Source organism: Caballeronia sp. dw_19, assembly GCF_018449515.1.
Lineage (GTDB): Bacteria > Pseudomonadota > Gammaproteobacteria > Burkholderiales > Burkholderiaceae > Caballeronia.
Map to the genome: position 1 here is coordinate 180480 of NZ_JAAVUQ010000013.1, position 12761 is coordinate 193240.

Sequence of the window (12761 nt, forward strand, 5' to 3'; positions counted from 1 at the left end):
GGAACGCAGCATGAATCCCACGATGATCCGACAGATGCAACTCGCCGCTGCGGCGTGCGCCATTCTTACTTTCGCGGGATGCGGCGTGGCCCAGTCCGTGAAAACCGGAACCGTGGACGCGGCAAAATGGGCGTTCACCACGCAGGTGAAAACCATGAACCTCGACTTCGTCAGTCGGTCGTCCTCGAATACAAACGGCACCGGGCAATCGTTGTCGACTGTAGTGCGAATCTATCAGTTGAAGACACCGCAAGCGTTCGATCAACTCGACTACGCGCAATTGCAGACAAATGATCTGGATGCGCTGAAGGCTGACCTGCTTGGATCGACGGATCTCGTGCTTCGGCCTAACGCGAACGCCAGCATCAGTGAGCCGATGAGCGACGACGCAGAGTACGTCGGCATCGTTGCGTTCTTCCGCGATGATGGAAGGGATGTGAAATGGAAGTTGGTGTTACCGAAGAAACAGTGGAAGAAGACCGATCCCGTGAAGGTCGAGGTTCGAGACAGCTCGTTAAGTGTTGCTGGTATCGGCGACGAGGCTGTCACGCGGCACCGCGCACCGCAAACGGCAAGTCCCGGCGCGGCACAACCCGTTAGCCCGAGCTCGACGCCGCCGGTCAAGCCGGCAAGCAGAGCCGCGCCCGTAAGAGATGACTGGGCGCGTCCGGCCTGATCGCGCGTCGATTAACCTTCGGTCGGACAAACGACTGCCCGGTTAATCGACCGGACCTCTGGAACTACGACCACCACTCAATTTAAGCGGCCAAAGCGGTCGCCATCTTCGACGCCGCCCTTCACTTCGCCGTAGGCATCGCAAACTCAGCCCCCTTCTCCGTGCTTTCCGGCCACCGCTGCATGATCGACTTTTGCCGCGTATAGAACCGCACGCCTTCTTCGCCGTACGCGTGCATATCGCCGAACAGGCTACGCTTCCAGCCACCGAACCCGTGCCATGCCATCGGCACGGGAATAGGCACATTGATCCCGACCATCCCCACTTCAATCCGTCGCCCAAATTCACGCGCAATGTGCCCGTCACGCGTATAACAAGCAACCCCATTACCAAACTCATGCGCGTTGATCAAATCAACCGCTTCGGTAAAGTCCTTCACCCGCACACACGCCAGCACCGGCCCGAAAATCTCTTCCTTATAGATCCGCATCTCAGGCGTCACGTGATCGAACAACGTACCGCCCGTGAAGAAACCTTCTTCATGCCCCGGCACCTTCAAACCACGTCCATCGACGACCAGCGAAGCACCCTCTTCCACGCCCAGCGCGATGTAACCTTCAATGCGTTCCAATGCCTGACGCGTGACGATCGGGCCCATTTCGGCATCGGCCTCCATGCCATTCTTGACGATCAGCGTACGCGCCCGCTCCGCCAGCCGCGGAATCAGTTTGTCGGCCACATCACCCACCAGCACAGCCACCGAAATCGCCATGCAACGCTCGCCCGCCGAGCCATAACCCGCGCCAACCAGTGCATCGATCGCCTGATCGATATCCGCATCCGGCATCACGACCATGTGATTCTTCGCGCCGCCAAGCGCCTGCACGCGCTTGCCATGCTGCGCGCCAGTCTGATAAATGTAATTCGCGATCGGCGTTGAACCCACAAAGCTGATGGCCTTCACATCGGGATGCACGAGCAGCGCATCGACCACGACCTTGTCGCCTTGCACCACGCTGAACACGCCATCGGGCAGCCCAGCTTCCTGCAACAACCCCGCCATGAACAACGCCGCCGAAGGATCACGCTCGCTCGGCTTCAGCACGAACGCATTACCCGCAGCGATAGCGACCGGGAACATCCAGCACGGCACCATGCACGGGAAGTTGAACGGCGTAATGCCCGCCACCACGCCAAGCGCCTGACGCGTCGTCCAGTTGTCGATACCCGTCGATACCTGCTCGGTATAGTCGCCCTTCAAAAGCTGCGGAATGCCGCAAGCGAATTCGATTACATCGATACCCCGCGACACTTCGCCCTGCGCGTCGCTGAACACCTTGCCGTGCTCGGCGGTGATGATCGCGGCGAGCTCGTCGCGATGCTTGTTCATCAGTTCCAGAAAACGCAGCATGACGCGCGCGCGCCGGATGGGCGGCGTCTCGCTCCAGGCCACAAACGCTTTCTTCGCGCCGGCGACGGCGGCGTCCACATCGGCGACATCGCCCAGACGCAGCGTGCGTGCTTCCTTACCCGTCGCGGGATTGAAAATCGGCTGGGTACGCGTGCCAGTGCCGGGAACACGGCGGCCCTGGATAAAGTGGCCGACGTCCGCGCGATCGCTGAAGCTCTGCATGATGTGACACCTGAATGAGATGGGAGTCTTCAGAGTGTAAGAACGTCAGACGCGTCTGCAAAGGCGCTATGATTGAAATGATTGTTTTCTATGGTGAACAATGAAGATATGGAAACGCAACGCGTCGAGGCGCTCTGGACTCATCTCTATTGGCTGACCATTCTCGCGCAGCAAGGCAGCTATACGCGCGCCGCCACGCGGCTGGGCGTGAGCAAGGCGGCAATGAGCCAGCGGATTGCCGAGCTGGAACGCGCGGCAGGCGTTTCGCTGGTGCAGCGCACAACGCGCAGCGTGCGCCTGACAGAGGCGGGGCAACGTCTGGTCGATCAAACCCGCGATCAATATGAGGGGATTGCGCAAAGTTTCGCGGGCGTGCGCGATTCGGCGGGTATCGCTCGCGGCGAGCTGCGCATCACCGCTCCGGTGGCGTTCGCGCGGCAGCAACTCGTGCCGCATCTGTCAGCCTTTCTTCGAGCGAATCCGGAAGTACGCGTGCAGCTCGAAGTGTCGGACCGCATTAGTTCGCTTGCCAGCGAGGGTTTCGATCTCGCGATCCGCCATAGCGCCGCCGCGCCGGAAACGCATGTTGCCTGGACTCTGTGCGCAACCCACTCGGTGATCGTGGCAACGCGCGCGTACCTGCGCCGGCGCGGCACACCCGCCTCGCCGCAAGATCTGGCCGCGCATGACTGCCTGTTCTATCCGCGCGCGCAAGAGGCGCCTGCCTGGACATTCGAACGCGCGACGGGACGCAAGACGGCGGCCGAGCGCGTGACGGTGCCCATCAACGGGCCGTTTTCCGCGAACAATAGCGAGACCCTGCGCGACGCCGCACTCGATGATCTCGGCATTGCGCTGCTACCGGATTTCAGCGCGCAAGCCGCGCTGCGCGCCGGGCAGTTGATCAAGGTGCTGCCAGAATGGCAACCCAAGGGGGGGTTCGCAGAGCAGCTTTATGTGGTCCGGCCGTACGCGTCGCACGTGCCGCGTGCAGTGACCGCGTTTGTCTCCTATCTGCGCAAGACCTTCGAAAACGGTTTCTCCGATTAGCTTCCACGCCCGAAAGGTCGTCGCGCTCACTCATTGCGCAGCGAGCTAACGGCTGGTCGCCCGATTGTCGATCCAGTTGACGATATCGGTGTGGTAAGTGCGCGGCGCTTTTGCAACCGTGCGCACCGCCAGACTCGCCAGCGTCTGCGCTTCAAGCACTTCATTCATGCGCTTCTCGGCGTCCAGCATCACAGCGTGAATAGAGCACGTGCCGCTTGTCGCCCATTTGGGCGCGGTATCTCCGAAGATTGCACAGCGTGCGCGAATTTCGCGGCAATCGAAAAGCGGCTTAGGACCATCGACAGCCTGTACAACGTCAAGCACGGTGATCCGTTCAGCCGGCCGCGCGAGCGTGAATCCTCCACGCGCCCCCTCCGTGGCGACGGTCAAACCCGCCTTATGAAGCTTGGTGAAAAGCTTGGCGACGTAATCAACCGATAACCCTTGCAGCTCGGCCAGGTCACGTACGCTCGCCTCGCCCACGCCGGCGGGCGGGTCGGTCAAATACAAAAGGCAGTGCAGCGCATATTCGACGCCCGAACTGATATGGCTCATCTTATCTCCGACTCGATAAATCCTAGTTTCCACATTCTATTCAATCAGTCGGTGACGAGCAACGTCAATCTCGACACTTCGTCACATTTATCTTATATGCGCTGTTTAAAGCATAATTCATGGATATCCAATCCGTCGCACCACGATCATCTGAAAAAATATCGACGAAGTATGCGCTTGCCAAACATAACTACGACATCTATAGTCGTAGTTATGCGAATAACAGGCCTCAGATCTCGATCCTGAAAATCACAACGCATGGCATCGAAGTGAAATGACCTGATCAATGAATGGAACTGAAAAATGACTGATAGCGGCAAGAGAATATTGGTAGTCGGGGCCGGTTTCGCCGGCATGTGGAGCGCGCTGGGTGCGGCTCGCCTACTGGACATCGCAAACAAGTCGGGAGAGCGAATCGAAGTGGTCTTGATTGCGCCCGAGCCAATGCTGCACGTCCGGCCGCGTCTTCACGAATCCAATCCACTAGGCATGAAAGCGCCTTTGCTGCCGCTCTTCGAGGCAACCGGGGTTCGCTTTGTCCAGGGCAGCGTGAGCGACATTCGTGCGGCGGCCCACGAAGTCGCGGCGGTCGGCGCGGACGGAAACACATTCGCGGTCCGGTATGACAAGCTTGTGCTGGCTAGCGGAAGTTCGCTCTTTCGTCCTCCGCTGCCCGGCCTCGCTACGGCCGCGTTCAGCATCGACCAGATCGGGGACGCTGCGCTTCTCGAAGCACATCTCGGCAAGCTCGCCGATCAATTTGATACGCCCGCGCGCAACACGGTGGTCGTGGTGGGCGGCGGATTTACGGGCATCGAGATAGCGACTGAGCTTCCGGAGCGCTTGCGGTCCGTGCTGGGGAGCACCGCGTCCGTGAATGTGATCGTGATAGAACAAGCCGATGCAGTAGGCCCGGATCTTGGCCTCGGTCCCCGGCCTGTGATTGAGCAGGCGTTGACTGAACTCGGCATAACGCTGCGTCTGGGCACAGCAGTGAGCGCCATCGATACCGATGGGATCGTCACATCGACCGGCGAGCGCATCGATACAAAGACGGTGATCTGGACAGCGGGCATGCGGGCCAACGCGCTCACGAAAAAGCTTGACGCCGAGCGCGACCGGCTTGGTCGCTTGCATGTGGATGCGGATCTGCGTGTGTTGGGAACAGAAGACATCTTCGCCGCCGGCGATGTCGCCTTCGCCGCTACCGACGACGCGGGAAATCACGCGCTCATGTCATGCCAGCACGCGATGAACATGGGCCGGTTCGGGGGCCACAATGTGGCGGCTGATCTGGTCGGCGTGGAGCTTTTGCCTTATCGGCAGCCGGTATATGTGACGTGCCTCGATCTCGGATCGTGGGGGGCGGTTTATACCGAAGGCTGGGATCGCCAGATCAAGCTCGTCGGCCCGGAAGCGAAAGCGCTCAAGCGGCAGATTTGCACCGAGTGGATCTATCCGCCTGCTGCCGATCGCGAAGCAGCATTCGCCGCGGCCGATCCCGCGGTCTCGGTAGTCGCTTAGGCTGGCAGCCGGCGTCGCTGCGCCTTCAGCACTTCATCGGCGCGCAATCCCGTCAACTGCTCATATAACGCCGGCGCAGTAGCGCCCTCTGTGTTCAGCAGCAGCACGCTCGACCGTTCATCGAGCCCGAGCGCAGCGAGATCTTCCGCGCTGCTGCTCGCCTGGATAAGCCCGGCAAGACCCGCCGCGCCCGACTCCCCCGCCACGACAGGCACATCGCGCTCAGCACCCTGGGCGAAGATCCGCATGGCATCGACGGCGGCATCGTCGGAAATGGTCATGAAGAAATCGGCGAGAACGGCCAGGAAACGCCACGCAAGCGGCGATGCCTCTCCGCAAGCAAGGCCAGCCATGATCGAGTCGACAGAGCCGGTAGCGAGCGCTGCCCGTCCTCTGACCGCGCTTTGAAACAGGCAATCCGCCTGGCCCGGCTCGACAATCACGCAAAGCGGCCGCCGCTCGCCGAAGCGTTCGGCGAAATAACTGACGACGCCAGCCGCCAGTCCGCCCACGCCACCCTGAATGAACACGTGCGTATAAGGATCTTCGCCACCTTGCTCGATTGCCTCGGCGGCGATCGTCCCGTATCCCTGCATCACATCGCGCGGGATAGTTTCATATCCGTCGTATGAGGTATCAGAAACGACGTGCCAGCCGTGCTCTTCTGCCAGGCGCGAGGCCTCCTTCACCGACTCGTCATAGTTGCCGTCGATCTGCACGATCTGCGCACCCAACTGTTCTATGGCGATACGCCGTTCATCGTTCACGTGGCGATGCAGCACGATCACGCACCGGCAACCAATACTGCGCGCAGCCGCGGCCAATGCACGGCCGTGATTGCCATCGGTCGCGCTGATGACCGTGAAGTCCTGCAGCAACGCCTTGTAATGCCCAGCGGTTAACTTCGCCGGAACGAAGTCCTTCTCAGGCCAAAGGCGTCGAATCAAACGGATCAGCGCAATGGGTGCACCCAGCGCCTTGAAGCTGCCAAGCGGGGAACGATGGCCTTCGTCCTTCACCCTGATCGATCCAACCCCCAGTCGGGCAGCAAGATCCGGCAGAGCCCACAACGGTGTCGGACCGGCGTTCAATCCATCCCATGTCGATAACCACGCGCGGCTTTCGTCGGCGGCTTGAATGTTCAGGATGCCGCGAAGCGATTCGTCGTAACGCCCACGGCGCGCGCTGGTGTTATGTTGCAGCATCAAACTTTCCTCTGGTTCGGGTTCTGGTCAGGGACGACCGGCAGTTTCGTGCGCACGATCTCAGCCAGATAACGCGCGCCAATGGGCAAGACAGCGTCGTTGAAATCGTAGCGGGCGTTGTGAAGCGGCGTTGCACCCGGCTCGCCCTCGGCGCCATTGCCGATGAACGCAAAATTTCCAGGCACCACCTGAAGGAACGCGCCGAAGTCTTCCGAGATCATCATCGGGGCAACGTTGCCGTCTACATTCGCCGCGCCCACGATCGCCGTTGCGGCCGTGATCGCTGTCGGAACGCATTCCGGCGTATTCACCGTGGGAACAAACTCATGCGTGTATTCGAACGAACATTCGGCGCCGTGCGCCGCGCAAATACCCTCGCTGATGCTGCGCATCCGGCTCTCGAGCAAGCGCTGCACGTCAGGCGTGTAGCTGCGTGTATCGCCCTTGATGATCACGTGTCCCGGAATCGCGTTGCGAATGCCATCGGTGAACAACTCCGTGCAGGAGATCACCGCAGGCACACCGGGATCGACACTCCTCGATACAACCGTCTGCAAAGCCAGCACAATCTCTGCGGCAATCACAATTGGATCGATGGTCATATGCGGTCGCGCAGCATGGCCGCCGCGACCGTTGATACGGATAACGAAGTTATCTTCACTCGCCATGATGCCGCCGGCCCGCGTTGCGATGGCGCCCGCCCGCAAGCCTGGAATGTTGTGAACACCATAGATTTCATCTACAGGAAAGCGCTCGAACAGTTTGTCGGCGATCATCGCCTTCGCGCCCTTGCCATGTTCTTCGGCGGGCTGAAAGATGAAACGCACGGTCCCGTTGAAATCGCGCCGCTCGCATAAGAGCTTCGCTGCACCGAGCACCATGCTCATGTGACCATCGTGTCCGCAAGCGTGGGACTTGCCGGCGCGAGCGGACGCATGACTGCGCTCCGGTGCTTGCTCATGGATGTTGAGCGCATCCATCTCCGCACGTAGACCAATCACACCACGACCGTCGCCGCAGGACAGGCTCGCGACGAATCCCGTTCCGCCGATCCCCCGTGTTACCTCAAGCCCGAAGCCCTCAAGTACCTCCGCCGCGAAGGCGCTCGTCTCGTGTTCCTCGAAACCCGTCTCGGGCGCGCGATGAAAGTGGTGTCGCCACTGCGTCAATTGATGATCGAAGTCCAACGCCGCGCTGCTTGTTTTCATGGTGTTTCTCTCCGTGTCCGCTCGATTCCTGCTGTGCTCCAGTATAGGAACCGTCGACTGAGAAAAAATCTCATTTAGATGCCGATGACCGATAATTCCGTTCTATTTTCAGCCCTTAAACTCGACAAACGCTGCGTTCATCCCAGGACACCCCATGGCACTCGACCGGCTGGACGTTCGAATCCTCAACCTGCTGCAAGAGAACGCGGCTACGCCGCTACGCGTGCTTGCCACCGAGGCCAATGCATCGGTCGCAACCTGTCAGCGCCGGATCGCGCAGTTGCGCTCGGACGGCGTGTTGCTGAAGGAGGTCGCTATTGTTGATCGCATGCGGGTCGGCAGGCCGCTGACCGTGTTTGTATCGGTGGAACTGGACAAGCAGAACGACTCGCTATTGCGCGCGTTCGAGCGCCGCATGCTGGCGGAAGGCGATGTGATGGCCTGCTACGAAGTGTCGGGCGAGTTCGACTTTCTGCTGATCGTGAACTCGGCGTCCATGGAGCGGTATCACGCGTTCACGCGGCGGTTGTTTTCGTCGAACAACAACGTGCGCAACTTCAAGAGCAACTTCGCGATGAACTGCTCGAAGTTCGAGACGAAGATTCAGATCGACGACCCGGAAGAGGCTGACAGCGGATCGGCTTGAGCGTTGCTTCGCCGACTCCGCCGGTCGTCAACGCTTGAGCGTAGTTCAACCCTTTGCCGTTCGCGTCAAGCCCGCCTCAATCCCCCGACGAACGCCGCTATACGATCGCAAGCCTGCGCGAGCCGGGTTTCATCGACGACAAAACCCAGCCTCACGTAACCGTTCGCCGTCTCGCCGAATGCGCTGGCATCGAGTAGCGAAACGCCTTGCGCGCGGAATAACTGCCAACTGAAATCGTAGGCATCCAGGCCCGTGCCGGTCACGTCCACCATCATGAACATGCCTGCCTCGGGCAACAAACAATGCAGGCCCGGCACATCGCGAAGACGATTGAACACGACGTCGCGCCGCCGCCGGTAAATCTCGCGCATGTCCGCCACGATCTGCGCGCGGTTCTCGAGTGCGGTCAACGCCGCTTCCTGAATAAAACCCGGCAGGCCGTAGAGCATGCAGAGCGCAAGCCGTCCGAGATGTTCGATGAGCGTCTTCGGTCCGATCACCCAGCCCACGCGCCAACCCGGCATGGCGTGCGACTTGGACAAACTGCCAAGCGTCACGGTGCGCTCGGCCATCCCCGCAAGCGATGCAATACTCACGTGCTCGCGCTCAAAAGTCAGGTCTGCATAGACCTCGTCGGAGACGATCCAGAGATCATGCTTCTGAGCCAGTTCGGCGATACGTTCAAGGTCTTCACGCGGCATCACCACGCCGGTCGGATTGCAGGGCGTGGCGAAGAAAATTGCTTTCGTGCGAGGGGTGATCGCTGCCTCAAGCGCCGCGCAGTCCAGATGAAATGCTCTCGCAGGATCAACGGCCACGGGTACCAGCGTGGCGCCCGATGCGCGGACGCTGGCCTCGTAGGTCAGGTACATCGGCTCGGGCACGATGATCTCGTCGCCGGCTTCGCACAGGCACAAGGACGTAGCGAAGAGCCCGTTCTGCGCGCCCGCGACCACGATCACATTGCTCGCATCCACGCTCGTGCCGGTCTGACGCGCGTGATCCCGCGCAATGGCCGAGCGCAGCGGCTCGCGCCCGATCACTTCCGCGTAATGCGTGTCGCCGGCGCGCAGCGCCGCCACCGCACGATCGACGATCACTTCGGGCGTAGCGAAGTCTGGATCACCAACGCTCAGGATGATGACGTCCTCGCCGTTCTGCAAAGCCTGCTGCGCGGCGTGGTGGATTTCCCATGCAGCCGTGCGCTTGCCTTGCAGGCGCTCGACGAGGTTCGAATACTTCATGCGCTCACTCCCTGAAGCGTGCCGAATGATCCGGCACGCGATGATTTCAATTCGATCGAATCAATTATAAAGTCCGCCGGAACGCAAACGTCAAGCGCCTGCGTCAGCGCCCCTTCGGGCTTTCGTTCTCTCACCGGCAGTCTCCGCGCCCAGGTTCGCCGCGAGATAACTCAACAACGCCTGGATGCGCAGCGAACGCCCCTTGCGCGTAGGCACCAGTGCGATGACCGGCGCGCTGCCGAAATCCCATTCGCTCAGGAGCCTCACCAGCTTGCCTGCCGCGACCGCGTCCGCCACATCCCATTGCGAGCGCAGCACGAGCCCAAGGCCCTCTTCCGCCCAACGGCGAGCGACGCTGCCATCGTTCGTGGTGAACGCCGGCGTGACGCGCAGCGTGGTGGGTGATGACGGCTTCCTGCTCGCGTCCGACTTGCGCCGGCGCACACGCCAAAGCGTCACGTCCTCATCGTTCTCGCGAATACAGATGCAGTCGTGTTCGAGAATCTCGCGCGGCTCGCGCGGATAACCACGTGCCGCGATATAACCCGGGCTCGCGCACAACCAGCGTTCGTTCGCGAGCAATGGCCGCGCGCTCCAGGACGAGTCGCGGACAGTGCCGATCTGGATCACGATATCGGCGGCATGGCTTTGGGGCCACGGTGTTTCGAGCAGGTCGAGTTGCAGGCGAATCCCCGGGTTCGCGCGGGCGAACCGAGCCAGCAGCGGCGCAATATGCACGCGTCCAAAACCGAACGGCGCGGCAATCCTAATATGCCCGGCGAGTTGCGCGGTCTGATCGCGGAAGGTGTCCGGCAGTGCCTCGATAGCGCTCAGCAACCCTTGTGCTTCGCGCGCCAGCCTTGCGCCGTCCGCAGTCAGCGACATATGCCGTGCATCGCGGGTAGCGAGCGTCACGCCCAGCGCTTTCTCCAGCTTCTTGAGCCGCATGGAGAGCGCCGATGGCGTCACGTTCAGGACGCGCGCCGCCGCGCTCAGGGATTCCGAGCGCGCGAGCATGGTGACGAGCCTGAGGTCAGCGAGTTCCATCGTTCAATTTTGCTTAAGGATAGATGTGGCTGATTTTAAACACAGCTTAGGGTTTCATTAGTAAAGTTGCTTCCATCATGCCAAATCAATCTACCCCAACTTATCCGAAAGCGGTGCTGTTCGACCTGCTGACCGCCCTGCTCGATTCATGGAGCCTGTGGAATCGTGCAGCCGGCAGTGAAACCGCGGGCCGCGCGTGGCGCGCGGAATACTTGGCGCTGACCTACGGCTGCGGCGCCTACGTTCCCTATGAGGAACTCGTACGCCAGGCCGCGTTGCAGGTCGGCTTGCGTGAATCGGCCGCCCGCGTGCTGGAAGCGCAATGGCTGCAACTTGCGCCCTGGAGCGGCGCGAAAGAAGTGCTGCGCAAGCTCGCGCCGCATTGCCGGCTGGCGATCGTGACCAACTGCTCAAAGCGTCTCGGCGAGCAGGCTGCGGGTCTGTTCGATATCGACTGGGACGTGATCGTGACCGCCGAAAGCGCGGGCTTCTACAAACCTGACCCGCGGCCGTATCAGATGGCGCTCGACCGGCTAAAGGTCGATGCGAAAGATGCGGCGTTCGTCGCGGGTTCAAGCTATGACATGTTCGGCACGGCCGTGACCGGCTTGCGCACGTACTGGCATAACCGCGTGGGTCTGGAGCGCGTGCCAGGCGCGCAGGCGCCCGAGATCGAAGCACCTACGCTTGACGCGCTGCTACCTTGGCTACGCGGATTCAACTTATCGAAGGGAGCGTCCACGTCATGACTCTGGATCAGATCGAAACCCCTGCCGCGTTGATCGACCGGCCGCGCATGGAGCGCAACATTGCCCGTATGCAAAGCCGGATGGACACGCTCGGTGTTGCGTTCCGTCCGCATGTGAAGACGACGAAGTGTGTGGAAGTCGCGCGGGCGCAGCGCGATGCGGGCGCCCGTGGCATCACGGTGTCGACGCTCAAGGAAGCCGAGCAGTTTTTCGCGGCAGGCTTCAGCGACATCCTGTACGCGGTGGGTATCGTTGCGTCGAAACTGCCTCGCGCGCTGGCGTTACGGCGCGCGGGATGCGATCTCAAACTGATCGTCGATAACCTGGAGGCTGCGCAAGCTGTTGCCGAGTTCGGCCGCGCTTATGGTGAAACCTTTGAGGTGTGGATCGAAATAGATACCGACGGTCATCGTTCCGGCGTCCAGCCTGATGAGTCTCGCTTGCTCGATATCGGGCGGATGCTGCATGGCGATGGTGAGCCTCATGGCGCGCGTCTTGGTGGCGTGATGACCCATGCGGGGTCGAGCTACGATCTCAACACGCCCGACGCGCTGGCGGCGCTTGCGGAACAGGAACGGGCGGGTTGCGTGCGTGCTGCCGGGCGCTTGCGCGACGCGGGTTTGCCGTGTGATGTGGTGAGTGTTGGTTCCACGCCGACCGCGCTTGCGGCGCGGCATCTTGAAGGCGTCACGGAGGTGCGGGCGGGCGTGTATGTATTCTTCGATCTCGTCATGCGCAACGTTGGTGTCTGTGCGACGGATGATCTGGCGCTCAGCGTGTTGACGACGGTCATTGGTCATCAGGTTGACAAGGGCTGGGCTATCGTCGATGCCGGCTGGATGGCGATGAGTCGTGATCGCGGCACGGCGAAGCAAACGCACGACTACGGTTACGGGCAGGCTCGCATGCTCGATGGCGCACCGCTTGATGGATATATGCTCACGGGCGCGAACCAGGAGCATGGCATTCTTGCGAACGTGGATCATCGTGGCGGGGATGTTTCCGTACATCTGCCGGTTGGTACGCGGCTGTTGATTTTGCCGAATCATGCATGCGCTACCGGGGCGCAGTTTCCCGTTTATTACGCGCGCTCGGAGGAGGGTGAGGTGGTCGTGTGGGGGAGATTTTATGGTTGGTAGGACGGGGCCCGCTGGGAGCGGGGTTGGGGCGTTAAGAGGTTGGTCGGTCGGAGTTGGTGGTGGGGTGGTCGGTTTTGGGGTTAGT

12 protein-coding genes are annotated in these 12761 nt (G+C 61.0%); 6 read left to right on the forward strand and 6 right to left on the reverse strand.

Annotated features, from left to right (window positions below):
• Positions 1 to 10 precede the first annotated feature (10 nt).
• Positions 11 to 676 (forward strand): type VI secretion system lipoprotein TssJ, encoded by a 666-nt coding sequence (tssJ, locus tag HB376_RS19390; protein WP_255631435.1) that lies wholly within the window; start codon positions 11 to 13, stop codon positions 674 to 676.
• A 121-nt stretch (positions 677 to 797) separates the two neighbouring features.
• Here the strand turns inward: tssJ and HB376_RS19395 are convergent, their stop codons facing one another.
• The gene (locus HB376_RS19395) at positions 798 to 2309 is read right to left on the reverse strand and encodes a CoA-acylating methylmalonate-semialdehyde dehydrogenase (protein WP_089164015.1); all 1512 of its coding nucleotides are present in this window, start codon (positions 2307 to 2309) and stop codon (positions 798 to 800) included.
• Between the two features lie 108 nt (positions 2310 to 2417).
• Here HB376_RS19395 and HB376_RS19400 point away from each other — a divergent pair, with 108 nt between their 5' ends.
• On the forward strand, positions 2418 to 3359 hold the full coding sequence (locus HB376_RS19400; protein WP_213765280.1) for a LysR family transcriptional regulator: 942 nt from the start codon (positions 2418 to 2420) through the stop codon (positions 3357 to 3359).
• Positions 3360 to 3404: 45 nt separating this feature from the next.
• Here HB376_RS19400 and HB376_RS19405 read toward each other — a convergent pair whose 3' ends face one another.
• A complete protein-coding gene (locus HB376_RS19405; RefSeq protein ID WP_213765281.1) occupies positions 3405 to 3914 on the reverse strand; it encodes an Rrf2 family transcriptional regulator in 510 nt (169 codons plus the stop codon).
• A 303-nt stretch (positions 3915 to 4217) separates the two neighbouring features.
• On the opposite strand from HB376_RS19405, the gene HB376_RS19410 reads away from it, so the two are divergent.
• Positions 4218 to 5438, forward strand: a complete 1221-nt coding sequence (locus tag HB376_RS19410) for an FAD-dependent oxidoreductase (RefSeq protein ID WP_213765282.1) — start codon at positions 4218 to 4220, stop codon at positions 5436 to 5438.
• On the opposite strand, the gene HB376_RS19415 is transcribed toward HB376_RS19410, so the two are convergent.
• Both HB376_RS19415 and HB376_RS19420 read right to left on the reverse strand, forming a co-directional pair.
• Positions 5435 to 6643 (reverse strand): diaminopropionate ammonia-lyase, encoded by a 1209-nt coding sequence (locus HB376_RS19415; protein ID WP_213765283.1) that lies wholly within the window; start codon positions 6641 to 6643, stop codon positions 5435 to 5437. The two genes, HB376_RS19410 and HB376_RS19415, sit on opposite strands and share 4 nt — an antisense overlap.
• Positions 6643 to 7851, reverse strand: a complete 1209-nt coding sequence (locus tag HB376_RS19420; protein WP_213765284.1) for a M20 aminoacylase family protein — start codon at positions 7849 to 7851, stop codon at positions 6643 to 6645. The genes HB376_RS19415 and HB376_RS19420 overlap by 1 nt, the downstream gene beginning before the upstream one ends.
• Positions 7852 to 8005: 154 nt before the next feature.
• Between HB376_RS19420 and HB376_RS19425 the strand changes: the two genes are divergently transcribed.
• Positions 8006 to 8497, forward strand: coding sequence for an Lrp/AsnC family transcriptional regulator (locus tag HB376_RS19425; protein ID WP_213765285.1), 492 nt, complete (start codon positions 8006 to 8008; stop codon positions 8495 to 8497).
• A 65-nt stretch (positions 8498 to 8562) separates the two neighbouring features.
• On the opposite strand, the gene HB376_RS19430 is transcribed toward HB376_RS19425, so the two are convergent.
• Together HB376_RS19430 and HB376_RS19435 are read right to left on the reverse strand one after the other, a co-directional pair.
• Positions 8563 to 9741 (reverse strand): aminotransferase class I/II-fold pyridoxal phosphate-dependent enzyme, encoded by a 1179-nt coding sequence (locus HB376_RS19430; RefSeq protein ID WP_213765286.1) that lies wholly within the window; start codon positions 9739 to 9741, stop codon positions 8563 to 8565.
• A 90-nt stretch (positions 9742 to 9831) separates the two neighbouring features.
• Complete coding sequence (locus tag HB376_RS19435) at positions 9832 to 10788, reverse strand: LysR family transcriptional regulator (RefSeq protein WP_213765287.1); 957 nt, start codon at positions 10786 to 10788, stop codon at positions 9832 to 9834.
• Between the two features lie 77 nt (positions 10789 to 10865).
• Here HB376_RS19435 and HB376_RS19440 point away from each other — a divergent pair, with 77 nt between their 5' ends.
• Both HB376_RS19440 and HB376_RS19445 read left to right on the forward strand, forming a co-directional pair.
• Complete coding sequence (locus HB376_RS19440; protein ID WP_213765288.1) at positions 10866 to 11537, forward strand: HAD-IA family hydrolase; 672 nt, start codon at positions 10866 to 10868, stop codon at positions 11535 to 11537.
• Positions 11534 to 12676, forward strand: coding sequence for a DSD1 family PLP-dependent enzyme (locus HB376_RS19445; RefSeq protein ID WP_213765289.1), 1143 nt, complete (start codon positions 11534 to 11536; stop codon positions 12674 to 12676). Before HB376_RS19440 ends, HB376_RS19445 begins: the two co-directional genes overlap by 4 nt.
• The last annotated feature ends 85 nt before the right edge of the window (positions 12677 to 12761 follow it).

Coding starts and splice junctions, on each gene's coding strand:
- HB376_RS19425 (WP_213765285.1), top strand. CDS start 8,006: ATGGCACTCGACCGGCTGGACGTTCGAATCCTCAACCTGCTGCAAGAG.
- HB376_RS19395 (WP_089164015.1), bottom strand. CDS start 2,309: ATGCAGAGCTTCAGCGATCGCGCGGACGTCGGCCACTTTATCCAGGGC.
- HB376_RS19400 (WP_213765280.1), top strand. CDS start 2,418: ATGGAAACGCAACGCGTCGAGGCGCTCTGGACTCATCTCTATTGGCTG.
- HB376_RS19410 (WP_213765282.1), top strand. CDS start 4,218: ATGACTGATAGCGGCAAGAGAATATTGGTAGTCGGGGCCGGTTTCGCC.
- HB376_RS19420 (WP_213765284.1), bottom strand. CDS start 7,851: ATGAAAACAAGCAGCGCGGCGTTGGACTTCGATCATCAATTGACGCAG.
- HB376_RS19430 (WP_213765286.1), bottom strand. CDS start 9,741: ATGAAGTATTCGAACCTCGTCGAGCGCCTGCAAGGCAAGCGCACGGCT.
- HB376_RS19445 (WP_213765289.1), top strand. CDS start 11,534: ATGACTCTGGATCAGATCGAAACCCCTGCCGCGTTGATCGACCGGCCG.
- tssJ (WP_255631435.1), top strand. CDS start 11: ATGAATCCCACGATGATCCGACAGATGCAACTCGCCGCTGCGGCGTGC.
- HB376_RS19415 (WP_213765283.1), bottom strand. CDS start 6,643: ATGCTGCAACATAACACCAGCGCGCGCCGTGGGCGTTACGACGAATCG.
- HB376_RS19405 (WP_213765281.1), bottom strand. CDS start 3,914: ATGAGCCATATCAGTTCGGGCGTCGAATATGCGCTGCACTGCCTTTTG.
- HB376_RS19435 (WP_213765287.1), bottom strand. CDS start 10,788: ATGGAACTCGCTGACCTCAGGCTCGTCACCATGCTCGCGCGCTCGGAA.
- HB376_RS19440 (WP_213765288.1), top strand. CDS start 10,866: ATGCCAAATCAATCTACCCCAACTTATCCGAAAGCGGTGCTGTTCGAC.